This window comes from Streptomyces sp. DSM 120436, from assembly GCF_055778765.1.
This window is the reverse complement of the sequence record NZ_JBSKBS010000001.1, coordinates 2948913-2975081: the sequence shown is the minus strand read 5'-3', so window position 1 is coordinate 2975081 and position 26169 is coordinate 2948913. Positions and strand designations below refer to the sequence as shown.

The 26169-nt window shown below is 70.7% G+C and carries 30 protein-coding genes and 1 pseudogene; 4 read left to right on the top strand and 27 right to left on the bottom strand.

The window, feature by feature from the left end; genetic code table 11:
• Positions 1–130: 130 nt before the first annotated feature.
• The 7 genes from ACWH4W_RS13635 to ACWH4W_RS13605 form a co-directional block, all read right to left on the bottom strand.
• Positions 131–553 carry a hypothetical protein gene (locus tag ACWH4W_RS13635; protein WP_473075994.1) on the bottom strand — a complete coding sequence of 141 codons (423 nt, stop codon included), beginning with the start codon at positions 551–553 and terminating at the stop codon, positions 131–133.
• On the bottom strand, positions 540–1106 hold the full coding sequence (locus tag ACWH4W_RS13630) for a hypothetical protein (protein WP_473075993.1): 567 nt from the start codon (positions 1104–1106) through the stop codon (positions 540–542). Before ACWH4W_RS13630 ends, ACWH4W_RS13635 begins: the two co-directional genes overlap by 14 nt.
• Positions 1096–1419 (bottom strand): hypothetical protein, encoded by a 324-nt coding sequence (locus ACWH4W_RS13625; protein ID WP_473075992.1) that lies wholly within the window; start codon positions 1417–1419, stop codon positions 1096–1098. Before ACWH4W_RS13625 ends, ACWH4W_RS13630 begins: the two co-directional genes overlap by 11 nt.
• Positions 1416–1655: an NUMOD4 domain-containing protein gene (locus ACWH4W_RS13620; protein WP_473075991.1), complete on the bottom strand. Its 240-nt coding sequence runs from the start codon at positions 1653–1655 to the stop codon at positions 1416–1418. The genes ACWH4W_RS13625 and ACWH4W_RS13620 overlap by 4 nt, the downstream gene beginning before the upstream one ends.
• The gene (locus ACWH4W_RS13615; RefSeq protein WP_473075990.1) at positions 1652–1867 is read right to left on the bottom strand and encodes a helix-turn-helix transcriptional regulator; all 216 of its coding nucleotides are present in this window, start codon (positions 1865–1867) and stop codon (positions 1652–1654) included. Before ACWH4W_RS13615 ends, ACWH4W_RS13620 begins: the two co-directional genes overlap by 4 nt.
• Positions 1868–2563: 696 nt before the next feature.
• Positions 2564–4837, bottom strand: coding sequence for a phage/plasmid primase, P4 family (locus ACWH4W_RS13610; protein ID WP_473075989.1), 2274 nt, complete (start codon positions 4835–4837; stop codon positions 2564–2566).
• A 167-nt stretch (positions 4838–5004) separates the two neighbouring features.
• Entirely contained in the window at positions 5005–5235 is a 231-nt protein-coding gene (locus ACWH4W_RS13605; RefSeq protein WP_473075988.1) for a helix-turn-helix domain-containing protein, read from the bottom strand.
• A 1033-nt stretch (positions 5236–6268) separates the two neighbouring features.
• Here ACWH4W_RS13605 and ACWH4W_RS13600 point away from each other — a divergent pair.
• A complete protein-coding gene (locus ACWH4W_RS13600; protein WP_473075987.1) occupies positions 6269–6466 on the top strand; it encodes a hypothetical protein in 198 nt (65 codons plus the stop codon).
• Between the two features lie 48 nt (positions 6467–6514).
• Here ACWH4W_RS13600 and ACWH4W_RS13595 read toward each other — a convergent pair whose 3' ends face one another.
• Complete coding sequence (locus ACWH4W_RS13595) at positions 6515–6757, bottom strand: hypothetical protein (protein ID WP_473075986.1); 243 nt, start codon at positions 6755–6757, stop codon at positions 6515–6517.
• Between the two features lie 64 nt (positions 6758–6821).
• Complete coding sequence (locus ACWH4W_RS13590) at positions 6822–7058, bottom strand: GntR family transcriptional regulator (protein WP_167534486.1); 237 nt, start codon at positions 7056–7058, stop codon at positions 6822–6824.
• 117 nt (positions 7059–7175) lie between these two features.
• On the opposite strand from ACWH4W_RS13590, the gene ACWH4W_RS13585 reads away from it, so the two are divergent.
• Positions 7176–7352, top strand: coding sequence for a hypothetical protein (locus ACWH4W_RS13585; protein WP_164284817.1), 177 nt, complete (start codon positions 7176–7178; stop codon positions 7350–7352).
• Between the two features lie 400 nt (positions 7353–7752).
• A complete protein-coding gene (locus tag ACWH4W_RS13580; protein ID WP_473075985.1) occupies positions 7753–8070 on the top strand; it encodes a Sec-independent protein translocase family protein in 318 nt (105 codons plus the stop codon).
• A gap of 113 nt (positions 8071–8183) precedes the next feature.
• Here the strand turns inward: ACWH4W_RS13580 and ACWH4W_RS13575 are convergent, their stop codons facing one another.
• The 16 genes and pseudogenes from ACWH4W_RS13575 to ACWH4W_RS13500 all read right to left on the bottom strand — a co-directional run bounded on the left by ACWH4W_RS13575 (position 8184) and on the right by ACWH4W_RS13500 (position 20481).
• Positions 8184–8867, bottom strand: a complete 684-nt coding sequence (locus tag ACWH4W_RS13575) for a TRADD-N-associated membrane domain-containing protein (RefSeq protein ID WP_473075984.1) — start codon at positions 8865–8867, stop codon at positions 8184–8186.
• A gap of 112 nt (positions 8868–8979) precedes the next feature.
• Positions 8980–9789: pseudogene (locus ACWH4W_RS13570) on the bottom strand (DNA-processing protein DprA); the annotation flags it as partial.
• 470 nt (positions 9790–10259) lie between these two features.
• Complete coding sequence (locus ACWH4W_RS13565) at positions 10260–11882, bottom strand: YifB family Mg chelatase-like AAA ATPase (protein WP_473075983.1); 1623 nt, start codon at positions 11880–11882, stop codon at positions 10260–10262.
• A gap of 1 nt (position 11883) precedes the next feature.
• Complete coding sequence (locus tag ACWH4W_RS13560) at positions 11884–12351, bottom strand: YraN family protein (RefSeq protein WP_473075982.1); 468 nt, start codon at positions 12349–12351, stop codon at positions 11884–11886.
• A 107-nt stretch (positions 12352–12458) separates the two neighbouring features.
• The gene (locus ACWH4W_RS13555) at positions 12459–12767 is read right to left on the bottom strand and encodes a DUF2469 domain-containing protein (RefSeq protein ID WP_003993268.1); all 309 of its coding nucleotides are present in this window, start codon (positions 12765–12767) and stop codon (positions 12459–12461) included.
• Between the two features lie 53 nt (positions 12768–12820).
• Positions 12821–13348, bottom strand: a complete 528-nt coding sequence (locus ACWH4W_RS13550) for an NUDIX hydrolase (protein WP_473075981.1) — start codon at positions 13346–13348, stop codon at positions 12821–12823.
• Positions 13338–14111 carry a signal peptidase I gene (lepB, locus tag ACWH4W_RS13545; RefSeq protein WP_473075980.1) on the bottom strand — a complete coding sequence of 258 codons (774 nt, stop codon included), beginning with the start codon at positions 14109–14111 and terminating at the stop codon, positions 13338–13340. The genes ACWH4W_RS13550 and lepB (ACWH4W_RS13545) overlap by 11 nt, the downstream gene beginning before the upstream one ends.
• A 55-nt stretch (positions 14112–14166) precedes the next feature.
• Positions 14167–15126: a signal peptidase I gene (gene lepB / locus ACWH4W_RS13540; RefSeq protein WP_473075979.1), complete on the bottom strand. Its 960-nt coding sequence runs from the start codon at positions 15124–15126 to the stop codon at positions 14167–14169.
• Positions 15023–16123 (bottom strand): signal peptidase I, encoded by a 1101-nt coding sequence (gene lepB, locus ACWH4W_RS13535; RefSeq protein WP_473075978.1) that lies wholly within the window; start codon positions 16121–16123, stop codon positions 15023–15025. The genes lepB (ACWH4W_RS13540) and lepB (ACWH4W_RS13535) overlap by 104 nt, the downstream gene beginning before the upstream one ends.
• Positions 16116–16937: a signal peptidase I gene (gene lepB, locus ACWH4W_RS13530; RefSeq protein ID WP_473075977.1), complete on the bottom strand. Its 822-nt coding sequence runs from the start codon at positions 16935–16937 to the stop codon at positions 16116–16118. The genes lepB (ACWH4W_RS13535) and lepB (ACWH4W_RS13530) overlap by 8 nt, the downstream gene beginning before the upstream one ends.
• Before the next feature lie 45 nt (positions 16938–16982).
• Positions 16983–17333: a 50S ribosomal protein L19 gene (rplS, locus tag ACWH4W_RS13525; RefSeq protein WP_106412234.1), complete on the bottom strand. Its 351-nt coding sequence runs from the start codon at positions 17331–17333 to the stop codon at positions 16983–16985.
• Between the two features lie 131 nt (positions 17334–17464).
• Positions 17465–18298 carry a tRNA (guanosine(37)-N1)-methyltransferase TrmD gene (gene trmD / locus ACWH4W_RS13520; RefSeq protein WP_473075976.1) on the bottom strand — a complete coding sequence of 278 codons (834 nt, stop codon included), beginning with the start codon at positions 18296–18298 and terminating at the stop codon, positions 17465–17467.
• Complete coding sequence (gene rimM, locus ACWH4W_RS13515) at positions 18298–18858, bottom strand: ribosome maturation factor RimM (RefSeq protein ID WP_473075975.1); 561 nt, start codon at positions 18856–18858, stop codon at positions 18298–18300. Before rimM ends, trmD begins: the two co-directional genes overlap by 1 nt.
• Before the next feature lie 83 nt (positions 18859–18941).
• Positions 18942–19181 carry an RNA-binding protein gene (locus tag ACWH4W_RS13510; protein ID WP_005479813.1) on the bottom strand — a complete coding sequence of 80 codons (240 nt, stop codon included), beginning with the start codon at positions 19179–19181 and terminating at the stop codon, positions 18942–18944.
• Positions 19182–19183: 2 nt separating this feature from the next.
• Positions 19184–19603, bottom strand: a complete 420-nt coding sequence (gene rpsP / locus ACWH4W_RS13505) for a 30S ribosomal protein S16 (protein WP_473075974.1) — start codon at positions 19601–19603, stop codon at positions 19184–19186.
• A 281-nt stretch (positions 19604–19884) separates the two neighbouring features.
• On the bottom strand, positions 19885–20481 hold the full coding sequence (locus ACWH4W_RS13500; protein WP_033275912.1) for a hypothetical protein: 597 nt from the start codon (positions 20479–20481) through the stop codon (positions 19885–19887).
• Positions 20482–21070: 589 nt separating this feature from the next.
• Between ACWH4W_RS13500 and ACWH4W_RS13495 the strand changes: the two genes are divergently transcribed.
• The gene (locus ACWH4W_RS13495) at positions 21071–21925 is read left to right on the top strand and encodes a methyltransferase domain-containing protein (RefSeq protein ID WP_473075973.1); all 855 of its coding nucleotides are present in this window, start codon (positions 21071–21073) and stop codon (positions 21923–21925) included.
• 75 nt (positions 21926–22000) lie between these two features.
• Here ACWH4W_RS13495 and ffh read toward each other — a convergent pair whose 3' ends face one another.
• The gene (gene ffh, locus ACWH4W_RS13490; RefSeq protein ID WP_473075972.1) at positions 22001–23551 is read right to left on the bottom strand and encodes a signal recognition particle protein; all 1551 of its coding nucleotides are present in this window, start codon (positions 23549–23551) and stop codon (positions 22001–22003) included.
• A gap of 160 nt (positions 23552–23711) precedes the next feature.
• Positions 23712–26150 (bottom strand): [protein-PII] uridylyltransferase, encoded by a 2439-nt coding sequence (locus ACWH4W_RS13485; RefSeq protein WP_473075971.1) that lies wholly within the window; start codon positions 26148–26150, stop codon positions 23712–23714.
• Between the last annotated feature and the right edge of the window lie 19 nt (positions 26151–26169).

Genomic DNA, 26169 nt, shown 5'->3' with positions numbered 1-26169 from the left:
CGCCTGTTCCGCGCACCGATCTGGCTACGGCTCCCGGCGGATCTCCCTGGATCTCTCGTGGGCTGGCCGGGCCCGTGGGCCCCGGGCGGGACGGGAGGCCGTCCGTACCCCCGTCCCGCCCCGTCGCTGGCTACGCGGCGGGCTCGTCGTCCCCGTCCACGTACCAGACCCGGGGGTTCGGGATCCGGAGCCGCTGCTGCGCCCGCTTGGTCGGCTGGCGGTCCAGGTTCTCGGTCCGGCCGTCCTCGTAGGTCCGGATCACCGCGCCCGTGATCGGGTCGCGCCGGTCGCTGAAGGACTTGGCCACCTGCGCCGCGTGCGCGTTGTCGCGCCCGATCCCGGCGGCCTTGCGGATCTGGTCCGCCTGGTCCTCGGTCATCGAGCCGTCCCCGGCCACAGGCACGCCCCGGATCACGGCGGACCCCATGGGGGCTCGGAGATCCCGCCGGACGAAGGTGCTGGTCGGGCTCCGCATGGCGCGGATCTCGTCCACGCTCGGGCCCTCCGGGGTCATCGGGCCCTGCACGACCTCGCCGAAGTCACGGTTGCTCATCTTGGTTTGCCTCCTGCTTGATGATTTCGGCAGCCTCGGAGCTGTCGAATGGAACGCCGTACTTTGATTCGAATCCGTCGCGGACCGCGCGCATCGTGTCGCGCAGGTCCATGAGAGAGTCCTTTGTGTCCTCTACGGATTCACCCTCGGCCACCGCGCCGCTCAGCAGCTCGTGCGATTCGAGGATGTCTCGCAACGCCTTCGCCACGAGCTGACCGTCTTTCGGCGTGCCGACCCCCGCCAGCGCGTCCGCGTAAAGCTCAGCGTTATCGAGGAGCTGTGCGGCCAGCCGTCGCTTTCGCTCCTTGAGTTGCGTCTCTCGAACTTCACGAGCTTCGATCAACTGCGGCGACCTGCCGAAGTAGTGACCGTGCCGCGAGGCGATTTGGCTAACCATCCAGGTTGAAACACCAGTCAGGTTAGCGATTTCATTTCGCCCCTTGCCCTCACGACAAAATTCGAGAACGATTTGCTCTTCGTACGTGAGGTCTACTGGTAGCGCGTCCGGGCCTTTCTCCGGTTCGGGTTGGAATGGGATCAGCTCAGCCGCCATCGCCACCCCCCAGGCTCAGCCCCGGGTCTCCCGGCTCCCAGTTCGCGACCCAGTCGGCCACCTTCTTGAGGTCCGCCAGCGCTTCCGGCGTCGTGCAGCGATCGGCCACCTCCGCCAGCTCGCGCATGGCGGCCACCTTGGCGGCGTCCAGTTCCCGCCCCTTGACCAGCACCGCGTCATCCCCCGGCAGGGTCAGGGTCATCGGTGCGGAACCGTGTTCGTTCACCGACCAGTGCTCGACGCGCGTGACCTTCTGCCTGCCGTTGAGTCGACCCACAAGCCACGTGCCCGGCTCTGCCACTTCCTGCATCACGATTCCTCCTCCGGAAACGCCTTGGCCACCAGCAGATGGACTCGTCGGACCCGCATCCTTCCGTCCCAACACTTCAACCGGACCGTCGGAAATCCGTCTCGGTCCTTTCGGGTCTTGAGTGTCCGCCCTCGGGCGTTCGGTCCCCAGCTCCGCACTTCTCCGAAGTTCGACACCTCGTAGATCGGGTTGAACCCCGGAATCTTGCGCCACTCCTCGGTGATGACCGGCTGGCTCATTCGGTCACCTCCTCCAATTCACATCCGAGTGCCCTCAACAGAAGCACCATGTTCACGCCGTTCGGCGCATGCCGGTCGTTTTCCCAGTAGCTGATGTACAAGCCGCTGAGCCCCATACGGGCGGCCACCTGCGCCTGCGTCAGCCCTCGCTTTGTGCGGGCTTCCTTGAGCTTCTGGCCTGAGAACACCGGGCTCGTCTTGGCCCTGTCCATACCCCAATTAAAAGCCCCACATATGGACCTCTGAAATACCATGTCGGGGTTGCTTCAATCGCAAATAGACAGCCCGCTTCTCGGGGTGTTTCCTGGGTTCTGTGCAGGATGGTGCGGGCCACCTCCTGTCGCTCGAAGGGGGTTCGCGCCCGGTCAAGTTGGCTCCGCCTTGACCGGGCCTCCTCCTCAGGTCGAGGCCACGCGCCCCCCTCATGACTGCGACCCCCAACCAAGCCTCCCGGCGGTGGTTGGGGGTCGCTTCATGTCGGCGGCAAGGTGACCGCCGGCCTTCACCGGACCCGGGCGCTCTCCCGGGGGCCACCTGCTGCCCGTCACATACATCGTCGTGGGGTCTTCGTGCCCACGGGGCGGCCTCTGGGGGCCGGGCGGGCACCGAGTACCGGCCTGGGGGTCTCAGGCTCTCGGAGGTACCTTCCGTGGCCTCAGCCCTCTTGACCGGTGAAATGCCCAGACGGGCCACCCGCGCCGCCAGTTCCGTGCTTGCGCGCCGGACAAGGTACATAGGTACGCCCCAGGTACACCCGAGACCGAATCGCCCTAGCTTCCTTTTTGGCACTAAGCGGCTCCGGAACGTACCTAGCGCGTACCTATGTACCTAGCGCGAGACGCAAGTACCCGAACATGCGTCGGGCGCGGGTGGTCGACTGCCCCGCCCGCGCCCTTGGCTGCTTCGCGTCAGTCGTTCAGGGCGACACCCCGGAGCTTCCGTACGTTGCTCGACTTGAAGGTCTCGATCGGTGTTCCGTTCTCAATGCTCCACGTCTTGAGCATCCTCACCAGCAGGCTCTTACCGGCCCGGTCGTCGGCCTTCTTTACGAAGTCCACACCACCCGCCTGAATCCAGGTCGAGTACCGGGCCCAGACCACATCGCTGGCCACGGTCGCGCCCCCGGCGAAGACCAAGCACTCTTCGATGAAGTCACCGATGTGGTCGTTCTCGCGCTTGTACTCCTTGACCGCCTGGGCCACCTGGGGCGGGTCCGGGACGAAGCTCTCGGCGGCTGCCAGCCGTGCGCCCTCCACCGCCCACGCCATGATGGCGGGACCCTCGTTCAGCATCATCTGTTCGACCAGCTTCGGGTTCTTCTGGCCGTCGCTGATCTGCGCCCGCATCGGGATGACCTTCATGCGCCGCTCGACGCCGGAGTCGAAGGCGATGGACGGCTGAGCGTTGCCGAACATGACCGGCGTGAACGCGGGCAGGAACTCGAACCAGCTCTTGTTCTTGTACGAAGCCGTCAGGGTGTCCTCGCCCGTGAACTTTTTGAACTGCGCCTCATTGATCCGCTGGCCCTGCCGGGTCTCCGAAAACACGACCAGCCGGGCACCCGCCAGCCGGGCCAGGGGCTCGTTGTGGCCGCTGCTCGACTCGTTGAAGACGCTGAGATCGGCAGAGGTGGCGTAGTCGCCGAGGAGCCTCGACAGCACCCGGGTCAGGGTGGTCTTGCCGGACCGCCCGGGACCGTACAGGAAGAACGCGACCTGGTGTGCGTTGTTGCCGATCAAGCACATGCCGAACATGCGCTGGATGTACTCGATCATCTCGACGTCGCCTTGGAAGGCCCAGGCGAGGAAGTCCATCCACATCGGGCAGTCGGCGTTGGGGTCGTACTCGACGGTCGTACCCCGTGTCAGCAGATACTTGCGATCGACCGGCAGCAGCTCGCCCGTCCGGAGATCAACCACGCCGTTACCGACGAGCAGCTTGTGCGGGTCGGCATCGAAGTCCGAGATCTCCGTCTCGATCGGCAGCATCACCGACGCCTCGTTGAGCGCTGCGCTGATGCCCGGCCCGGAGCACGATCGGCCGAACCACTTCAGCAGGTCCTCGCTGCGCTGCTTCTCTTCCATAGCCTCGATGGCCTCAGAGATCGCGTCGGCCACGTTGTGCATGAACCGCCGGGCCTGGCCGTCACCGCGAGCCCACCGCCGACCGTCCCAGGTCAGCCAGCCCCACCCCGGTGCGTGGCGCATGTCTTCGCCGTGAAGGTCGCGGAGCCGACGCCCGTTGCCCAGGTCGGTGTGCTCGTGCTGCCACAGGATCGACTTGGGCTTGTTCGACGCGGCGGCCGTCGGCCGTTCCTTGGCCTGCTCGCGGTCCCAGATCGAGTCGGCGGTCTTCATGAATCGGTCCTTGTCGTGAGGCACCTCGGATTCGCTGTCGATCTCGCGCAGCTCACGGAGGTAGGCGTCGTAGTCGGTGTGCTTGCGGGCGAGGTGTCCGGCGACCTGGGTCAGCCAGCCGTTCCCCCGGCCGGGGTCGTCCGGCGGCAGGGCCCGCAGCTCCGCCAGGGTGGCCGTGCGGGGGCGGCCAGCGGAGGCCCGGGACGGGGTACGGGAGCGCACAGAGGAGGTGGCCGGGTACTGGGCGGCCCCCTGGATCTCCGAGAGCCACGGAGGGGCCACGACGGGGTCAGCCGCGCTGACCACCTCGTAACGTCGTCCGTTGATGATCGACCCGGGCGCGACGATCAGCGCGCCCCGGCCGGTCTTGATGTCGATCCCGGGGTACCGAGTCGGGTCGAGCGGCGCACTCTTGAGGGGCCGGCTCGGGTCAGCCCGATAAATGAAGTGGAGACTGTCCGGTCCCGACGCCGTGTGGTGCGTGCGGGTCGCCGGAAGCTCGTACTCGGCGGTCAGCTTCTCCAGGGACGCGGTACCGCCGTTCTTCGGGTCCACGTCCACGACGGCCCAGCAGTCCAGGGTCAGGGCGATGTTCTGCCACCCGTAGGGAGTCCAAGAGCGCCAGTAGGTCTCAACGTCTTCAGGGGACGTGAGCGCGAAGTCCGGCCACTTCTCATAAATGGGCGTCTTGCGGTTGGTCGGCATGGGCATCACGCCGAAGCCGAGGGCAGCGAAGTACGCGGCCCGGTCGGTGTGGTGCTCGGGCACTTCAAGCGCGGATTGCGCAGAGGCCAAATTCCGTGTTTCCGTGGTCGCAGTGGTCATGGCAGTACCGCTTTCTTGTTGGAGCCCCCGGGTTGGTTGGTCGCCTCGTCCGGGGGCTCAGGCATGTTCGGGGTGGGACTACTTCTGCGGCTGCTTGCCGAACAGGAGACGGAGGAGCCGCTTACGCTCGGACTCCGTCATGGGGCGCGCGTCCTTCGTGATGTCCATCAGGCCGACACCAGCTCTCGGGCCTGCCCGGTGACGAAGGCGTCCATCGGCGCGTTGAGGGCGTCGGCGATGGCCGCCAGCACCTCGACAGGGGGCGTCGATCGGCCGTTCTCGTACATCGACACAGCGGTGAAGCTGCGGCCGAGTACGGCGGCCAGCTCGACCTGGGTAACGCCACGCTCGCGCCGGATCTGGCGCAGCGCGTCAGGACTGAAAGTACGTGCAGGCATGGGGTTCCCGTCGTCGGCATTGCGTGGGGTGCCGAACACGGCGGGGAACCTCGGCTCGCGCCGCATGAAGCGGGGGCCTGACCGGGGGCTGCGCCGCCCGGCTGGTACCAGGAGAGCACGGGATTTCAGCCCTGCGCAATTTGCGTGTGGAGCAAGGTGAAGGACGTCGGTGACTCGCTCCGCGGCCGTAACGGGAAGTATTAACTCCAATGACGAGAGGTAAGGCCGGCCAGCCCGTCGGGGCCGACCTGACGGCTAGCCAAGTTAAGGCAGTTCGGCTATACTTGAACCTGGAAGCGTTCATTGAGCTGTCGCTGCGGCCGGTCCGATTCCGGCTACTACGCTTGCGGTTAATCTCAGCCTGGCCGTTTGGCACACGTACGAGTTGTCCAAGGTTATTCGCAGTTACCGCAAGAGCAGCGCAGTGATGCATACAATTTCAAACCGCATCAAGGAGGTTGGCATGAAGGTTATTGAGTTTGTTATGTCAACCGTGAGCGTCGTGGTTGGGTGGTCCCACGTGGCCGCAGCTGAGTGAACGGTTCCCAACAGAGGGGCACCCTGTGACGGGGTGCCCCTCCGGCGTGTGCGCGGCCGGGCCAGCGGGCGCGGGCATATATCGTCCCGGCCTCCCGTGGGGTCTCCGGCGGCCTGGAGCCCCCGCCCGGGGCGTCCGGCCGTCCCCGCCAGCACGAGGCCCCCGGAGATACCGTCCCGAGCCTCGGGGCTGGCGCCCCGGCCAACTCCGCACGGTTCCGGTACAGTTGGGTTCGTTCAGGGGGCCAGTGCCCCCACCACGGGTGACTCTGCGAGCCTGGGTCCGACGTCCCAGGTTAGTGGTCGCATTGCGGCTGCGTGTCGCTTCGGCGCCATGCATAAAAGGGAGAACGGCTACCCGGCGGCTCTGGCCAGGCCAACCCCCATGAGCCCCAGACGTCGGTGGGCCTCAGCTAGACCACACGTGTGTCACGTGGTGGTCGGGCTGAGGTCTGACACCCGGTCCGACCACCCAAATGGGAAAGGTCTCGGACCGTTGAACCTCACGTTCGGTGTCAAGGTGCTCGTGCTTATCGCCTGCGCCCTATTCTCCGTCATCATCGCGATAGTGGCGGGCCTGCTGAGCCACACCCCCGGGTCGCCGGTCAGCGACGCCGTCCTGTTCGGCGGTGGTGCGTTCACCGGCTGCATGATCCTCTGCATAACGGTGCTGACGTCGCTCGGCGTGCTCTGAACACGCGAGAGCCCCGGAAGCCACGATGCTCTCCGGGGCTCCGACGCACTAACGAACTGGAACCAGCCGGAACAGACGAGGCACGCCGGGACCGAACAGCACACCGTGCGGGGCGGCGGTGGTCTCCACCCAGAACATCTCGGGGTTGACCTTCAGAAACGCCTCCAGTTCAGCTCGCAGGTCGTCGTCCCAGCTTCCGCGTTCGGGTGGCCTGTAGTCCTTCTTGCCGTCGAGCCGGACAACCCGCTGCCACTCGTCGCCAACCCATACTTCGATGTGTAAGAGCTGCATGGCACATAGGCTCCCCCGGCACGGACCGAAGGGAAACGCAACCGGACGCCAAGGTTGAGCCGGCCTACTTCGAGTCGGCGACGAACGTGCCCAGGCCCAGCTCGGTCCGGACCTTGCCGGTGTCGCGCAGGTGCGCGAGGGCCTTCTGGGCGGTGCTGGCCGCGATGCCGAACTCTGCGCTCAGCTCGACGATGCCCGGCACGCGGCTGCCCGGCGGGTAGGTCCCGTCGGCGATGCGCTGGCTAATGACCTCGGCCACCTGACGCCAGACCGGACGAGAACGGTCAAGATCGACACTCACCCCTCGACCGTACGATCACGCGGTGACCCCCGCTACCGCAGTCTTATGCGACATCGTGATATCGCGGTACAGTGCGATACCGCGATACCTGCTGGTCAGGACGACGAGGGGAACCCAATGGCCGGGTTAAGCATTCGGGTGTACAAGTACGACGCCGCCACCAAGGAGATGCGCGAGGTCAGCGCCCGGGAGTGGTCGGTCGACAAGATGCCGAACGTGCCGCTGATCGACACGCGGTGGCCCCTCTGCGAGTGCTACCGCTGCCAAGGCAACGGCTCCCCCGCCCGCCGCTGACCTGACCTTCCATCAGCCCCACCCCAACTCAGCTAGGGCGGGGCATTGTTGCGCTTTGGCACGGGCCATCCCTGTGTGCGCTAGTCTGGTTGCGCGGGACCTTCCTGCCCGCGCGCACCTGGGCGCCCCGTCGTTGAGGGAACCAGGACTACTCGTCAGCTACCAACGGCTGACCACGGTGTCTTCGCAGCCGCCGTGGTTCTGACGTGAGCTGGACGGAGTCGATGAGTAGCGACAGTTGACATGTGACTTGGTTGTACCGGGCCGACAAGTAAGGCCCACTGCAAGACCGAGAACATTTGCGTACACGTCAGCGCAGGTGTCTCGACCCGAACCGAAGGGTTCGGATCGAGGCTGCCTGCGCACCCGATCCGACCCATGACAGGGAAGGTAAGGATCGGTGGACGGCACCGGCATCACCATCGATATTCTCACCGTCGCTGGCGTGGTCACTGCGCTGCTCATCACGGTGAAGAGCATCCTTGATCTGCTCCCCGACGTGTTCGGCTCGTTTGGCCGCGCACTCAAAGCCTGGCGGGATATGTGGAAGGCCAACGTCGAGTCGACCGAACCCGAGGACGGGCCGGAGCCGCCGACGTCCCCGGCGGGTGCTGACGAGCCGCCTCAGGTTCTCCCGCCACATACCGGGGACCGGCGTCCCCGCAGGGCTGAGGAGCCGGACGGCCAGGACGACGAGGAGCCGCCCATGGCCGCGTAGTGCCGTCCCGGGCTTCCGTGGGGTCTCGGAGCGCACGAGACCCCGCCCCGGGGCACCGGGCCCGGCGGGCACACGAGAGGCCACGGGCGGTACCCCCCGTGGCCTCGTGCTTGTCACCGGTTGGAGCTGCCAGGCTCGGTCTCACCCAGCTGCCGGGTCTCTTGCCCAGGCAAGAGGCGGTCGACCATCACCTCAGGGCTGGACTGCATGTCGAGCGCCTTCATCGCAGCAGCCGAGTTGAGCCGATCGCGCACCGCCGGGTCGTCGACGCGGTCGATGAAGGCCGTGGCGGTCTCCATTTTGTGGTCAAGATCGATCTTGATGTCCATCCGGTCGGCTTGCTCCGTGACGTGAGCCCTGGCACGTCGTGCATGCACCGCCAGCGCGCCACCCCCACCCGTGATCAAGGCACCCGTCAGGAATGTCACGATCGGCAGATAGCTGAGGTCCGGGTTCCCGGCGTGCACCAGACCCAGAACAGCCGCAGTCAAGATGATGGCCGAACCACCAGCCATGAACCAGACGCTCAGGCGGAACGTCCACTCGGCCTGCTGGAGCGAGTGCTTCAGGAAGTCGAAGAAGAAGCTTTGCCGCTGCTCGGCCAGGGTGGGGCGGTCATCTTCGGGCTTCTGATTGCCGACCTGATGAACGCCTACATCCCGTGAACCAATGTGGAAGACACTGCCCTGCACCTCGCCAGTGACGTTGATCTGCATCCCGTTGTGAAGATGGGCGTCCCTGCCGTGGTCCTCTGCTGATACCGCGTAACTCGGATCGTCCATGTCGTCTCTCGACATGCCATCCCCCCTTTCGGCGCAGCCGCCGCTGCTCCAACTCCCCGTCAGAGTAGCGGCGGCCGGGTCGTCAGGCGGCGATGGCCAGCCGGAACCGGATCGGAGCCAGAGCGGCACCCCCGGGCAGAGGCGTCGGCACCCCCATCGTGTGGCGTCCCAGGCGGCGGGCGGCGCGGACGGTCACCAGGGAGCCGCTGCGGTGGGCTGCCTCCACGACGACCGTGCCCCGCGTGAGGGCGGCGATCACGCGGTTGCGGAGGACGAAGCGGCTGGGTGTCGGATGCTCGCCTGGCGGCAACTCGCCGACCACCAGCCCCTGTTCGGCGATACGGTTGATCAGCCCGGCGTGTCCGCGCGGGTAGGGACGATCCACCCCGCAGGCGAGCACGGCGACGGTCGCGCCGTCCGCGCCGAGCGCCCCGCGGTGAGCGGCGCCGTCGATGCCGTAGGCACCGCCGGAGACGACGACCCAGCCCTTCTCCGCGAGTCCCGCCGCGAGGGTGGAGGCCATGAACGCGCCGTACTCGGTGCAGGCGCGGGCGCCGACGAGGGCGACGGATCGCAACGCCCACATCCGCAGGTCCGCGCTGCCGCGCACCCACAGGCCGAGCGGGCGGGCGTCCCCGAGGTCGTCGAGCTGGCCGGGCCACTCGGCGTCCCCGGGACTCACGAACCGCACGCCGACGTCCCGTGCGACGGCAAGATCCCGGCGCGGGTCGGCCCGCTCGGCCCTCGCCAGCAGCCCGGCCCACCGCTTGGCGCTGATGCCCGGCAGCGGCTCCCCGCCCTGCCTCAGCCGCCGCACCACGGCATCCACACCGAGTTCACGCACCCAACGCCCACCGGCCTCGTCACCGGGTTCGAGGACGCGGGTGAGGAAGACGCGGCCGAAGGGGCCGCCCGGTGCGGCCGGTCCGGTCGGCACCGGTGATCCGGGCACTCCCGGTGGGCCCTCCTGCCCGGTCGCTCCCGACGGGGAGCCTGAGCCGGTCCGGCCCGGCGGCCCCGCCTGCCCGGCGACACCCGGCGGTCCGCTCAGTCCGCTCAGTCCGCTCAATCCCAACGGTCCGGCCGGATCGGTCGGGCCGCTCGGCCCGGCCGGTTCGGTCTGGGCAGCCGGCCCCGGGGATTCGATCGGTTCGGTCTGGCCGGTCGACCCCGGCGATTCGGCGGCTTCGACGGCTTCGACGGCTTCGACGGCTTCGACGGCTTCGACCGGACTGTTCACCCCCAGCCGTCGGAACGGACCCGCCGGAGCCACCCGTCCCGTCGATCCAGTCGGCCCGGCCGGCCCGGTCGGCCCCAGCGAACCGGTCAGCTCAGTGAACCCCGTGGCACCCGTCCATCCGGCCGGCTCGGCCGACCCGGTCGGGCCGTACGGCCCGCTCACCTGGCTCACACCCCCACCCCGATCGCCATCGGCACCCCGCGCGGGACGCCCGTGCGCAGTTGCAGGGCGAGGGCGACGTCGTCGGCGTCGGGGCGGTCGTGGCCGGCCAGGTCGGCGACGGTCCAGGCGACCCGCAGCACCCGGTCGAGCCCCCGCGCGGTCAGCACACCCCGCTCCAGGCTGCGCTCGGCCTCGTCCATGGCTCCCGGTGCGGCCTGCCAGCGGCTGCGCAGTTCACGCCCGGGGATCTCGCTGTTGAGGCGCCAGGGGGTGCCGTGGAACCGCGCGGCGGCGCGGTCCCGGGCCGAGCGCACCCGGTCGGCGACCGCGGCGGTGGCCTCGCCCCGGGCGCCCGCCGCCGTCAGCGCGCCACGGGTGACGGCATCGACCTCGACCCGCAGGTCGACCCGGTCGAGCAGCGGTCCGGAGAGCCGGGCCTGGTAGCGGCGGATGGCCGAGGGCGGGCACTCGCACCGGTCGTCGGTGCGGGAGAACCGACCGCAGGGGCACGGGTTGGCCGCGAGCACCATGAGGAAACGCGCCGGAAAGCGCACGACGCCCGCGCTGCGCGCGATGACCACGTGCCCCGCCTCCAGCGGCTGGCGCAGGGCGTCCAGCGCCTTGCTGCTGAACTCGGGGGTCTCGTCGAGGAACAACACGCCTCGGTGCGACAGGGACACCGCTCCCGGCCGGGCCGTCCCCGGGCCGCCGCCGACGAGGGCCTGCATGGTGGCCGAGTGGTGCGGCGCGCAGTAGGGCGCGGTGTCGATCAGCGGCCGTCCCGGCGGCAGCAGACCCGCCACCGAGTGCACCGCCGTCACCTCCAGGGAGGCTTGCCGGTCCAGCGGCGGCAGGACGGACGGCATCCGCTCCGCGAGCATCGTCTTCCCGGCACCGGGCGGGCCCTCGAGGAACAGGTGATGTCCGCCCGCCGCGGCCACCTCGACCGCCGTGCGCGCCGCGTGCTGGCCCACGACGTCGGCGAGGTCGTGCCCCTGGTCGTACCGGCCCGGGCCGCCGCTCATGGCCGTGACCGCTCCGCTGCCGAGATCGCGCAGCCCTGCCATCAGGGGGTCGGGGCGCTCCGGCTCCAAGGGCTCCTCGTCGGGCACCGGTTCGTCGGTGAGGACCGCGATGAGCTGGCGCAGGCTGCGCACGCCCAGCACGGACACGCCCGGCACCAGGGCGGCCTCGGCGGCGGCGCACTCGGGTACCACCACCTGCTCGAAACCCGCGTCCGCCGCGGCCAGCACCGACGGGAGGATGCCCCGCACCGGCCGCACCCGGCCGTCCAGCCCCAGCTCGCCGATCATCACGATGTCGGAGAGGACCCGGGGGTCGATCCGCTCGGCGGCGCCGAGCACCGAGCAGGCGACAGCGAGGTCGAAGCCGCTGCCGGCCTTCGGCACCGACGCCGGGCTCAGGCCCACGGTGAGCTTCTTCTGCGGCCACTCGCCACCGGAGTTGACCACGGCGGCCCTGACCCGGTCCCGGCTCTCCGTCAGGCTCTTGTCCGGCAGCCCCACCAGCGTGAACGCGGCGACTCCCGGCTCCAGATCGGCCTGCACCTCGACGACGACGCCCTCGACGCCGACGAGGGTCACCGAACACGTACGGGCGAATCCCATGTCAGGCCACCCCCCTGACGTGCTCGACGACGGGGGCGCCGCGCCTCGGGAGCAGCACGCCGACCAGGTCGATGCGGACGCCGCCGGGCGGTGCTCCCCCGTGTTCCTGGAGCCAGCGTTCCGCCAGGCCGCGCAGCCGGCTCGCCTTGGCCGGAGTGATCGCCGCCATGGGGTGCTGGAAGGCAGCGGTGCGGCGGGTCTTCACCTCGCAGACGACCAGGGCGTCGCCGTCCCGCGCCACGATGTCGATCTCGCCGGTCCGGCCGCAGCGCCAGTTGCGCGCCAGCACCGTCATCCCGGCCTGGGTGAGCCGCCGGGCGGCCAGCGTCTCCCCGTACCTCCCGAGCGCGTACCTTCCGAGCGCGCCGCGGGCCCGCCCCCCGTGTTCCTGCGGTCCCCCGCGGCCCGGCTCTGCCTGAGCCGCCACCCCGCGACCGCGTCCCTGCTCCGTGTCCTGCCGTGCGTCCATGCCGGCACCACCTCCGGCGCCAACCGTCACGCACCCCCGCCGGTTCCCGCCGCGTCACGTGCACAACCGGACGACTGTGGACAACTCCGCCACCCGCAAGGGTGGCATCACCCGCTCGGCAGCTCCAGGTCGCTCTTGTTGAGCTCCTCGATGTTCACGTCCTTGAACGTGAGTACGCGCACCTGCTTCACGAAGCGGGCAGGCCGGTACATGTCCCAGACCCAGGCGTCCGCCATGGAGACCTCGAAGAACACCTCGCCCTGGACCGAGTGGACCTGCATCTCATAGTCATTGGTGAGGTAGAAACGCCGCTCGGTCTCGATCACGTATTTGAACAGACCGACGACATCGCGGTACTCCCGGTAGAGCTTCAGCTCCATCTCGGTCTCGTACTTCTCGAGGTCCTCGGCGCTCATGGCATGTTCCCCTTCAGCCGTGCGATCCCACCATTGTGCGCCAGTCCCGGGAATCACCGGACGATTTCGGTGTCCAGGGTCACGGGCGCGGCCGGGGGGCCCTCGTCGAGCAGCTTCCGCAGCAGCCCGGCGAGCTTGGTCGGATACACCGTCTCACGGGCGTCGAGCAGTTCCGGGCAGGTCCACCAGCGCGCTCCCGCGACACTGCGCCGCTCCAGCTCGGTCAGGGCCGTGGCCGCGGTCGTCGTCTGCGTCGTACGGGCCAGGTAGTACCACTCGTCCTGATCCCACTGGCGGCCCGCGAACGGGAAGGAGCAGCGCCGTCGCCACAGCACGGGACCGAGGTCGACGTCGGTGATGCCGGTCTCCTCGGCGAGTTCCCTGAGGGCGGCCTGTTCACGGGTCTCGTCGCCCTCCACGCCGCCGCCGGGGGTGAACCACCAGTCGGTGCCGGGGTCGTCCGGTTCGTGGCCGTGGAGCAGCAGGATGCGGTCCCGCGGGTCGAGCAGGACCACCCGGGCGACCCTGCGCAACCCGCCCGCACAGGTGTCCGGCGCCGCAGGCGCGGGTTCAGCGGCCACCGGTGCTCCCCGCCGCGCTCCGGGCCCGGGACGCGGCCGCGCGCTTGGCCAGCGGCCCGTAGGCGGCGCCCCCGAGCACCAGCACCGCGCCACCGGCCGCCGCGGCGAGCACGGTCGGCAGCGGTCCGGACGTGGAGAGGGGGCCGAGCTGTTCGAAGCCGGTGGGCTTGGCGAGCATGCCGTCCATCGGCCAGACCACAGCGTCCACCCGGGCCCGGACGGCGTCGCGGGAGACCGTGCCGTGGGCGGCGTCGGTCAGGCGGGCCGTGGAGTCGACCGAGCCGGAGCGCTCGTCGCCGAGCAGGAACAGGCGGCCTTTCGGCACGGTCACCTCGGGGAAGACGGCGGACCGCGCCATCGGGTCCTCGGGGAGATACGGCTCTTCGATCTCCTTGCCGTTGACCGTGAGCTTGCCGTTCTCGCAGCAGGAGACGGTGTCGCCGCCGACGGCGACGACCCGTTTCACCATGGGCGCGTCCGACCAGGTCGCGTCCGTGAACACGACGACGTCGCCGCGGCGGACCTCGCCGCCGTCGATGCGCTCCGCCAGCACCCGCTCGCCGGCGCCGATCGTCGGGGCCATCGAGGTGGTCGGCACGGTGTACGGCCGGTAGACCACCGCTCCCCAGGCGAACCCGCCGAGGAACAGCACCAGCCCGAGCACGACGGCCACGTTGGACAGCACCTGCCCGGTCCGGCCGACCCGTGCCGTGCCGGAGCCGCCGCTGCCCGGGACCGTACGCGTCGTGCTCTGACCGCTCATGGGCGGCACCCTACCCGGCGGTACCCGGGCGGGTCAGCCCTCCCCGCGCCCCCTGTCAGGCGCGACGGCGCCGCCACAGCACGAACGGCACCGCGCCGGCCAGCGCGACCGCGGGCGGCGCGACCGTCAGGGCCGCCGCGTTCTGCGCCGGGGTGTTCAGGCCGGGCTGGTCGAAGGTGTCCGGGACGGGCAGGTTGGTCCAGCGGTTGATCGGCCAGGCGATGACCACGGCGCGGCCGACGACCTTGTCGACGGGGACGAAGCCCTGGTTGCTGTCGGCCGTGTTGTAGCGGGAGTCCCGGGAATTCTGCCGGTGGTCGCCCATGACCCAGATGTGGCCCTCGGGCACCTTCACCTTGAACTGGCCGCCCTGGTCGTCCTGGCTGCACGGGGTGTTGCCCGGGTACACGTACGGCTCGTTCAGCGCCTTGCCGTTGACCTTCAGCGGGCCGGTGCCCTTGCACTCGACCGTGTCGCCGCCGACGCCGATGACCCGCTTGATCAGGTCCTTCTCCTCCGCGGACGGCATCAGGCCGATGAAGCTGAGAGCCTCCTGCAGCACGTTGGGGTCGGGGGTCGGCTCGCCCGCCAGCCAGTTGTCGGGGTCGTGGAAGACGACGACCTCGCCGCGCTCGGGCTCGGAGCCGAACCACGGGGTCAGCTTGTCCACCAGGACCCGGTCACCCTGCTGGAGGGTGTTCTGCATCGAGTCGGAGGGGATCGAGAACGCCTGCACGAGGAACGTCTTGATCAGCAGCGCCAGGACGAGCGCGATGCCGATGAGGATCGGCAGTTCCTTCCAGAAGGAGCGCTGCTGCTTCTTCGGCCGGCCCCGCTCCGAGTCGTCCGGCTGCTGGCCGTCGGTCCGCGTCCCGTCCTCGTTCACTCCGCCGTCCTCGACCGCACGCTCGTCACTCCCGGAGAACGCGGCGTGTCCCGCGCCCGGTTCGCCCGGCCCCGCGGAGCCTCCGCGGGGCTCCTCGCCTCCCTGACCGGACCGTGCGCCTACCGCCACATCCCCCACGCCGACTCCTCACTCTCTGCCGCCGCCCGCGCCATGCCCGGCGCAGGCCCACCACTCCCATAACGAGCGGGAGTTCCGCAGGGCTCGGGAGCTGGACCATCTCTTCACGTTGGCCGGGACCGTCCGGGGCAACCCTATGCGACGTCGGCGCGCCGGCGATCGACCCCGGCGCCGAGTCGGACACGGAGGCGTACGTCGTGGGCTCGTCGAGCGTGCTCCAGTGGCCGAGCGGCCAGGCGATGACCACGGCCCGGCCCACCACCTCGTCCTCGGACACGGTGCCGCCGTAGTCGGTGTCCTGGTGGGAACGGGAGTCCGCGGAGTTCGCGCGGTGGTCGCCCATCACCCACAGCCGGCCCTCCGGCACGGTGACGTCGAAGGGCGTCAGCGAGGGGGCGTTGCCGGGGTGGAGGTAGTCCTCGTCCAGCGGGACGCCGTTGACGGTGACGCGGCCCTGGGCGTCGCAGCACTGGACGCGGTCGCCGCCGACCCCGACGACCCGCTTGATCAGGTCCTTCTCGTTGTCCGACGGCAGCAGACCGATGAAGGTGAGGCCCTCCTTGATCTGCTTGACGCCGACCGGGTCCTCCGCCTTCGGCGCGGTCCGCTCGTCCTGGAGCCAGCCGCCGGGGTCCTTGAACACGACGACGTCGCCGCGCTCGGGCCTGGAGCCGAACCAGGGGGTGAGCTTGTCGACGAGGACGCGGTCGCCGATCCGGATCGTCTGCTCCATGGAACCGGACGGGATGACGAACGCCTGTACGAGGAACGTCTTCAGCACCAGCGCGATCAGGACGGCGACGCCGATGAGGAGGGGGATCTCCTTGACGGCGCTGCGCCTGCGGCGGCGCTTGACCTTGCGCTGGAGCTTGCGCCGCTCGGCGCGGGTGCGGCCGGAGGAGGGGGTGACGGCCCGACGGGCCCCGGTGGGCAGCAGGTTCTCGGCGGCGCTCGCCGGCACGCCGCGGGGCTTGCCGCGGTTACCCATGACCGCCCTCCGCCGACGAAGCCGCGTCCGCCTCCCGCACGCCCACGGATGCACCGGCCCCGCCCGCCCCGGAAGCACGCCCGGGTCCACCGGCCCCGCCCGCATGCGCGGATGCCTCCCCCGCCGGCACCCTCGCGTACGCGTCCGTCGGCTCCAGGAGGCCGGCGCGGCCGAACGGCCACACGACGCCCTCGGCGCGCCCGATGACGTCCTCGACCGGCACCATCCCGCCCCCGGGCGACCCGAGACGGTCGCGCGAGTCACTGGAGTTGCTGCGGTGGTCGCCGAGGACGAACAGCCGCCCCTCGGGCACGACGACGTCGAACCGCACCGTGGAGGGGCTGTCACCGGGGAACAGGAAGCCCGACTCGTCGACCGACCGGCCGTTCACCCGGATCCTCCCCTCCGCGTCACAGCAGACCACACGGTCCCCGCCCACCCCGACGACCCGTTTGATGTAGTCGGCGTCACCGAAATACCCGGTGCCGTCGAACACAATCACGTCGCCGCGGTCCGGCCCGTCGCCGAAGCGGTACGCCAGCTTGTTCACGAGAACGCGGTCCCCGACCGTCAATCCCTTCTCCATCGATCCGCTCGGGATCTCGAAGGGCCGCGCCACGAACGTGTTGACCGCCAGCAGGAACAGCAGGCAGGGCAGCAGGGTCAGCGTGATCCGCCCGCCGGGCAGCCGGTCCGTGATGCGCGACACCAACGCGGAACGCGACCGCCCCTCCGGCCCCGGGGCGCCCGAGGAGTCCTCGGGGTCCGGGGGGAGGGAGCGGTCGCGCTCCGTCGGCTGTGCTTCGGTGTCCATCGGGGCCAGATGCTATCCGGCCGCGATGTGACGCCGGTAAAGCGCTCAGTTCTCGCGCTTCTCCTTGATCTTCGCGGCCTTGCCGCGGAGCTCACGGAGGTAGTACAGCTTGGCGCGGCGGACGTCACCCTTGGTGACGAGCTCGATCTTCTCCACGATCGGGGTGTGCACCGGGAAGGTGCGCTCGACGCCGACGGAGAAGGAGACCTTGCGGACCGTGAAGGTCTCGCGCACGCCGGAACCCTGGCGGCGGATCACCACACCCTTGAACTGCTGCACACGGGAGCGGTTGCCCTCGATGACGCGCACGTGGACGTTGACGGTGTCGCCGGGGCGGAAGTCCGGGACGTCGCTGCGGAGCGACGCGGAGTCGACGGAGTCGAGCAGGTGAGACATGTCGTCTGCTTTCTTCGCTGATGCCGCAGGTCATCAACGGCAACTAGGTTCGGGATCGGGCTGTGCGGTGCGGGGCGGGCGTCGTGTCCCCCTGCGGCAGGGGCGCTCGCCGGACGGCGCACAACAGCGGCCTATTCTTCCACGCCGCCGGTCCTGCGCCAAAATCGGCCGTACGGCTCCCCTTCGGGGTCTGGTTCCCAGCCGAGGATGGACAGCATCTCCCGGTCCTTCTTGTCGAAGGCCTCGGGTTCGCAGCGTTCGACGAGGTCGGGGCGGTGGGCGGTGGTCCGCCGCAGCGCCTCGTCGCGCCGCCAGCGGGCGATCTTCCCGTGGTGGCCGCTGAGCAGCACGTCCGGGATCTCCCGGCCGCGCCAGGACGGCGGCTTGGTGTAGACGGGGCCCTCCAGCAGGTTGGCCATGGCGCCGGGGGCGAAGGAGTCGTCGCGGTGCGACTCGGCGTTGCCGAGGACGCCCGGGAGCAGCCGCGCCACCGCCTCGGTGACGACCAGGACCGCGGCCTCGCCGCCGGCCAGGACGTAGTCGCCGATGGACACCTCGTACACCGGCATGCGGGCGGCGTACTCGTCGACGACGCGGCGGTCGATGCCCTCGTAGCGGGCCGGGGTGAAGATCAGCCAGGGCCGCTCGGAGAGGTGGACGGCGAGTTCCTGGGTGAAGGGGCGGCCACTCGGGGTGGGGACGATCAGGACGGGCTCGCCCGAGCCGCGCTCGTAGCCGTCCGCCAGCACCGCGTCCAGCGCGTCCCCCCAGGGCTCGGTCTTCATGACCATGCCGGGACCGCCGCCGTACGGGGTGTCGTCGACGGTGTTGTGCCGGTCGTACGTCCAGTCCCGGAGGTCGTGGACGTGCACGTCGAGCTGTCCGCGGGCGCGCGCCTTGCCGACGAGGGAGACGTTCAGCGGTTCGAGGTACTCGGGGAAGATCGTGACGACGTCGAGCCGCATCAGGCGTCGTCCCCGGATTCCGCGGCGTCCCGGGACGAGGCGATCTCGGCGCGGTCGTCGATCAGACCGGGCGGCGGGTCGATGACCGCGCGCTGCCCCTCCAGGTCGATCTCGGTGACGATCTCCTCGACGAAGGGCACGAACACCTCGCTGCCGTCCGGGCGCTCGACGATGAAGAGGTCCTGGGTGGGCAGGTGGGAGATCTCGGTGATCCGGCCGACCGTCTCGCCGTCCTCGGTGACGACGTCGAGGTCGATCAGCTGGTGGTCGTAGTACTCGTCCTCGCCCTCGGGCAGTTCCTCGGGGTCGACGTCGGCGATGAGGAGGGTGTTGCGCAGGGCCTCGGCGCCGTTGCGGTCGTGGACGCCCTCGAAGCGCAGCAGCAGGCGGCCGCTGTGCACCCGGCCGCTCGCGATGGTCAGCGGCCCGGCGGAGGCCGGGTCGGTGGCCAGCACGGCGCCGGGGCCGAGCCTCAGCTCCGGCTCGTCGGTGCGGACCTCGACGGTGACCTCGCCCTTGATGCCGTGGGCGCGGCCGATACGAGCGACTACCAACTGCACTGTGTTCGTTCTCCTGTCATACGACTGCGGGCCGGGGACGGCCCAGTGGCCCTCCCCGGCCCGAGCCGGTGCTGCTTGCGGCGTCAGCGGACGTGGTCCACGTCGACGAGGTCGACGCGGACACCGCGGCCGCCGATGGCGCCCACGACGGTGCGCAGGGCGCGTGCGGTGCGGCCGTTGCGACCGATCACCTTGCCGAGGTCGTCCGGGTGGACCCGGACCTCGAGCACGCGACCGCGGCGCAGGTCGCGCGAGGCGACCTGCACATCGTCAGGGTTGTCGACGATGCCCTTCACGAGGTGCTCGAGAGCCTCCTCGAGCATGCTCAGGCCTCGGTCGACGCGGACTCGGCGGCGGCCTCGTCCTTCTTCTCAGCCTTCTTCTTCTGGGTGATGGCCTCACCCTTGCCCTCGTCCTCGCCGCCGATGGCCTCGAAGGACGGGCGGGCGGGCTTCTCGGGCTGCTGCAGCAGAGGCGCCGGGGCGGGCTCGCCCTTGAACTTCTGCCAGTCGCCGGTCTTCTTCAGGATGGCGAGCACGGGCTCGGTCGGCTGGGCGCCGACGGAGAGCCAGTACGCCACGCGCTCGGCGTCGACCTCGATCACCGACGGGTTGTACGTCGGGTGGTACTTGCCGATCTCCTCGATGGCCCGGCCGTCACGGCGGGTACGGGAGTCGGCGACGACGATGCGGTAGTGAGGCGAACGGATCTTGCCCAGACGCTTCAGCTTGATCTTGACTGCCACGGGAGTGGGTTCTCCTGGATTTGACGTGGTGGGGCACGGCGAGTGAGCCGCGTGGGGTTGCGGTACCCGAGTGCCCGATGGACGCGTCAGCCGGAGGAGAGAGGGGTCCTGTGCGGCTGTCGAGTACAGCTAGCCATTGTGCCACACCCTGAGGGGCCGGACGGCCCGGGGGTGAGGGTGCGTGGGCACGACGAGGCGGCACCCGGCGCGTGGTGCTTCCGCGCCGGGTGCGCCCGGTGGCCGGCGGAGCCGGGCCCCGGCACCCACGAGGTGCCGGGGCCTCAGCTCGCCGCGACGACTTCCGGGATCCGGAAGGGCTTTCCGCAGCCGCCGCAGACGATGGGCGCCTGCGCCAGCACCGACGGGACGACGCGCACGTTGCGGCCGCAGTCGCAGACCGCCTTGACGCGCACGCCGCCGCCGGAGGAACCGTGCCGCGCGGCCGGGCCGCGGAAGCTGCGGGCGGTGTCGCCCGCGGTCGCCGCGGTGTGGGCCTTGAGGGCACGCTGGAGACGCTCCGTCGTCGGGCGGTACCGGCGCTTCGCCTCGGGGGTGAGCGTGACCAGCGAGAAGCCGCTGCTCGGGTGCGGCTCCTCGGGGTGGTCCAGCCCCAGTTCCTCGGCGATGGCCAGGAACCTGCGGTTGTGGTACCGGCCGGCTCGGGACGTGTCGCGCACGCCGCGCGCGGCGGCGATGCCGTGGACTGCCTCGTGCAGCAGTCGCTCGAAGGAGAGTTCGTGTCCGCACGCGGACGACGACTCCCCGATCAGGGACTCGGGCGCGGCGAGATCGGGCAGTTCGGGGTGGTACCGCTGAATGTCGGCCCACGCCTGTGCCAGCTCTGCGGCGAGAACAGGTGGTGTCTGTGTCGTGCTCACGTAATGACAACGAGCCTGGGTGCCTCTGTGTTCCGATTCCGGGGCATCCCAAATAATTTGCACGTACCCGTCAGTTGCCACTGATGCGTCCTGACGAACACGGGTGCGCTGATCTGCGGAGAAGCCTCGCAGCTCACCGCAAGGTGGTGCGTAGGCTGACGTACGCCCCCGCGTGCATCCGGTCTGCACGCGCCGGTGCGCGTGCGCCCCTCGGACGCGCAAGAGCCCTTTCGGCCGCCCTCGCGGCGGAAGGCGGCGTCCGGTTCACCCGGAACGCCGTGACCGCAGAACCTACCGGGTCCGCCCCCGGCGCCGCGAACCGCCCCTCCCCCCGGACCCCGGCGCCCCGTCGCCGTTGGCCGGAAGCGTTCCGCGGGACGACTCCGCCGTGGCGGACCGGACGGCCCCCGGTGACCGGAAGGTGAACTCTTGCCACTGGCATGAGCGACTGCCAAACGGCCGCCCCCTTCCACTGGACGACACGCCGAGGGCGGAGTTTCCTGGCATACGGGGGGTGTGCGGGCGCACGGCACGGGGGCCAGGGAAACGGGGACCGCGGCAACTTCTCGGCTGATTGGGGCGCTTACCTATGACACCTACGCTCGTGCGGCAGCACCCGTCACGCACGGGGACGTCCCCGTGCGTGGACCTGCGGGCACGCGCGCGTGACTGGTCCGAGATACAGGAGCGGATGCTCGTACCGCTCTACGAGGCGGTGTACGAGCGACTCGACGTGGGTCCGGCGACCCGGCTGCTGGGCCTCGGCTGCGGCTCCGGACTGGCCCTGCTGATGGCGGCCTCCCGCGGGGCGGCGATCACCGGCGTGGACACCTCGTCCGACCGGCTGGCCCTCGCGCGGGAACGCCTGCTGCCGGACGAGCGGGACGCCCACGCGCACACCGACACCCGGATCGTGCGGGGCTCCCCCGCCGAGGCGGCCCGCGCCGGCGCCGCCGGGTACACCGTGGTGACCGCCTTCGAACCGATCGGGTGCCTGGCGGGCGACGCGGAGGGACTGGGCGAGCTGCTCGCCGAGGCGCTGCCGCTGGCCGGACGCGGGGCGGCCGTGGTGCTGGCCGGCTGGGGCCCGCCCGAGCGCTGCGCCACCGCGTCGGTGCTGCGGGTGGCAGCCAAGCTGGCGGAGCCCCTGCGCGGCGCGGACGCCTGGCGCCCCGCCGGACGGGACGACCTGGAGCGGGTCGTCGAGCGCGCGGGCCTGCGTCCGGACGGCTCCGGCCGGGTCGCCTGCCCCTTCGGCTACGCGGACGCGGACAGCGCCGTACGGGGCCTGAGGTCGACGGGCCTGTTCGACCCGGCGATCACCGCCACCGACCAGGCGCAGGTCGACAAGGAACTGACCGAGGCCCTCCACCCCTACCAGCGCGCCGACGGCACCGTGTGGATGCCGAACGTCTTCCGGTACCTCGTCGCGCGCGTGCCCTGACCGGCTCGGCCGCGGACGCCGCGGGGGCGCCTTCCTCGTCCGAGGAGGCGCCCCCGCGGCGTCCGTGCGCGGTTCTCAGCCCATGAACTTCTTGAACTCGTCGGGCAGCTCGAAGTCCTTGCCGCCCTGCTGCGGCAGGCCGAAGGCGTTGCCGGCCTGGGCCGCCGCGGCGCGCCGCGCGGCCTCCTCCTGCTCCTGCTGCTTGCGCTTCATCGGGTTGCCCGAGCGCTGCTTGCCCTTGGCCTGCTTCTGCTTCTTCTTGCCGCGGCCGGGACCGCCGCCCATGCCCGGCATCCCGGGCATCCCCGGCATGCCGCCGCCCTGGGCCATGCGGGACATCATCTTCCGCGCCTCGAAGAACCGCTCGACCAGGTTCTTCACCGCGCTGACCTCGACACCGGAACCCTTGGCGATACGGGCGCGGCGCGAGCCGTTGATGATCGCCGGGTCCTGGCGTTCGCCGGGCGTCATCGACTTGATGATCGCGGCGGTGCGGTCCACGTCCCGCTCGTCGAGGTTGTTGATCTGGTCCTTGATCTGCCCCATGCCCGGGAGCATCCCGAGCAGCTTGGAGATCGAGCCCATCTTGCGGACCTGCTCCATCTGGGCGAGGAAGTCGTCCAGGGTGAAGTCCTGGCCCTTCTTCGACGCCAGCTTGGAGGCCATCCGCTCGGCCTCTTCCTGGCTGAACGTCTTCTCCGCCTGCTCGATCAGGGTGAGCAGGTCACCCATGTCGAGGATGCGGGAGGCCATCCGGTCCGGGTGGAAGGCGTCGAAGTCGTCGAGCTTCTCACCGTTGGACGCGAACATGATCGGCTTGCCGGTGACCTGCCGGATCGACAGGGCGGCGCCACCGCGCGCGTCACCGTCGAGCTTGGAGAGCACCACGCCGTCGAAGCCGACGCCGTCGCGGAAGGCCTCGGCGGTGTTGACCGCGTCCTGGCCGATCATCGCGTCGACGACGAAGAGGATCTCGTCGGGCGAGACCGCGTCGCGGATGTCCGCGGCCTGCTGCATCATCTCCTGGTCGATGCCCAGGCGGCCGGCGGTGTCCACGATCACGATGTCGTGGACCTTGGACCGGGCGTGCTCGAGGGAGTCCTTGGCGACCTTCACCGGGTCGCCCACGCCGTTGCCCGGCTCGGGCGCGTAGACGGCGACGCCGGCCCGCTCGGCGACCACGCTGAGCTGGTTGACGGCGTTGGGGCGCTGGAGGTCGGCGGCGACCAGCAGCGGGGAGTGGCCCTGGTCCTTGAGCCACTTGCCGAGCTTGCCCGCGAGGGTGGTCTTGCCGGCGCCCTGCAGACCCGCGAGCATGATCACGGTCGGGGGCTGCTTGGCGAAGCGGAGGCGGCGGGTCTCGCCGCCGAGGATCTGGACGAGCTCGTCGTTGACGATCTTGATGATCTGCTGGGCCGGATTGAGCGCCTTGGAGACCTCGGCGCCGAGCGCACGCTCCTTGACGTTCTTGATGAACGCCCGGACGACCGGCAGGGCCACGTCCGCTTCCAGGAGGGCGATGCGGATCTCACGCGCCGTGGCGTCGATGTCCGCCTCGGACAACCTGCCTTTGCCGCGGAGGTTTTTGAAAGTCGCGCTGAGGCGGTCGGAGAGGGTATCGAACACGGTGGCGTCGGTCCTCGAGGTCGGGGGCGGACTGGGCTGCCCTCCAGGGTATCCGGCCCGGCAAGCACATCGCCCCCGCCCGCTGAGGTCAGCAGGCAGGGACGGAAACCCCCGCGTCGGCGAGGAGCACCTCCCGTGAACGCATGACGTGACCAGAAGGTCACGCCCGCAGCGCCTCCTCCAGCTTCCGTGCCACAGCCACCGCCTCTTCACCCGGCAAAGGCACACCCTGCTCCTGCGTCACATAAAAGACGTCCACCGCGTTCGCCCCCAACGTGCTCACATGCGCACTCCGCACCCGTACCGCCGCGTCCTCCAGCGCCCGCCCGATGCGGAACAGCAGCCCGGGGGCGTCCTGCGCGCGGACCTCGATCACCGTGGCGTGCCGGGAGGCGGCCGGGGCGACCGTCACGCGCGGGGGCGGTGCGACCGCCCCGCGGCGCCTCGGGTACGCGGCGTCCCGTTCGGCGAGGCGGCCGGAGACGTCCAGGCTGCCGTCCAGGGCGCGGACCAGGTCGGCACGGAGCCGGGCGGCCTGCGGCAGCGAGCCGTACTCGGCGGCGACGCGCCAGTCCAGCAGCAGCACGGAGCCGTCGACGCCGTCCGGGAGACCGAGCGACCGCAGTCCGGCGGTGCGCACGGTGAGCCGGTGCATGGCGAGCACGCCGGCCACCGCGGGCAGCACGCCCGGCTGGCCGGGTACGGCGACGATCAGCTCCACGCCCATCGGTTCGGGGTCCTCGGACGGCTCGGCGGGCGGCTCGGCCCGCGCCCTCAGGGACAGCACGGGCGCGCCGGTGGCGACGGCCTCCAGGGCGAGCCGCTCGTGCTGTGCGGTGGGCGCGGCCTCCTCCGGGTCGGGCGGGGTCCGGCCCGCCAGCACGGCGGAGACCCGTTCGACCAGGTCGGCGACGAGTGAGGCGCGCCAGGAGGACCAGGCTGCCGGTCCGGTGGCGAGGGCGTCCGCCTCGGTGAGGGCGTGCAGCAGCTCCAGGGTGCCCGGGGAGCCGACGGCCTCGGCGACGGAGCGCACGGTGGCGGGGTCGTCGAGGTCACGCCGGGTGGCGGTCTCGACGAGCAGCAGGTGGTGGCGTACGAGGGTGGCGATCACGGTGACGTCGTCGGTGTCGAAGCCGATGCGGGCGGCCACGTCGCGGGCGATGACCTCGCCGGCCACCGCGTGGTCGCCCGGCCAGCCCTTGCCGATGTCGTGCAGCAGCGCGGCGACGAGCAGCAGGTCGGGGCGGCTGACCCGGCGGGTGAACGCGGAGGCGCGCACGGCGGTCTCGACGAGGTGCCGGTCGACGGTCCACAGGTGGACGGCGTTGCGCTGGGGGCGGCAGCGCACCCGGTCCCAGTCGGGGAGCAGCAGGCTGATCAGGCCCTCGGCCTCCAGCGCCTCCCAGACCTCGACGGTGGGCCGGCCGGAGCCCAGCAGGGTGAGGAGCTGCTGGCGTGCCTCGGCGGGCCAGGGCGAGGGGAGGGCGCGGGCGCCGGCGGCCATGCGGCGTACGGCGTGGAGATTGAGGGGGAGGCCGGCCTGGGCGGCGGCGGCCGCGGCACGGAGCGGGAGCACGGGGTCGCGGTCGGGGCGCGCGGCGCGGGCGAGCACCACTTCGCCGTCCTGTTCCACCACCCCTTCGGCGAGCGGGGACCGCTCGGGCGCGGGCTTGCCTCCCAGCATGGCGCGCAGCCGGGGGCGTCCGGAGCGGGAGCGCAGGACGCGGCCGACCTCGCGCCAGGTGACGTCGCCCGCGTAGGCGATGACCCGGGCGGCCTCGTAGACCTGGCGGAGCAGGGCGTCGGCGTCGAGCAGGCCGAGTTCGGCGGCGACCTGGTCCTGTTCCTGGAGGGCGAGGCGGTCGGTGGCGCGTCCGGTGGTCAGGTGCAGGGCGTCGCGCACGTCGAGGAGGCGGCGGCGGGCCTCGGCGAGTCCTTCGCGGGGGGCGTCGGCGAGCCAGGAGGCGGCCACCGCGCGCAGGGCGGTGGCGTCGCGCAGCCCGCCGCGGGCCTCCTTGAGGTCGGGTTCGAGGAGGTACTGCAGTTCGCCCTGGCGTCCGGCGCGCTCCTCGCACAGGTCCCGCAGGGCGGGCAGCCGCTCGGGGGCGTGGTTGCGCCAGTCGGCGAGGACGGCGGTGCGCAGGGCGGTGGTGAGGCCGAGGTCGCCGGCGAGGTGCCGGGCGTCCAGCAGCCCGAGCTGGACCTTGAGGTCCTCCCCCGCCGTCCTGCGGGCCTCCGCCGGGGTGCGGACGGAGTGGTCGAGGGCGAGGCCGAGGTCCCAGACCGGGTACCAGAGGCGGTCCGCGAGGGCGGACACGGCCTCGGGGGCGCTGCCGTCGTGGAGCAGGAGCAGGTCGAGGTCGCTGCGCGGGGAGAGTTCCGCGCGTCCGTAGCCGCCGACGGCGACCAGGGACACCCCGCGCGCTCCGGGGGCGCCGGCCGCGAAGAGTCCGGCGAGCCAGTCGTCGGTGAGACCGGCGAGCGCGGAACGGCGCGGCGGCCCGGACCGCGCCCTCTCGGTGAGAAGGCGCAGCCGGGCCGCCGCGTAGCCGCCGGGTCCCGAGTCCTCTGCCTGGTCGTGCGTGTCCGTACTCGTCACCCGGCGTCTCCTGTTCTGT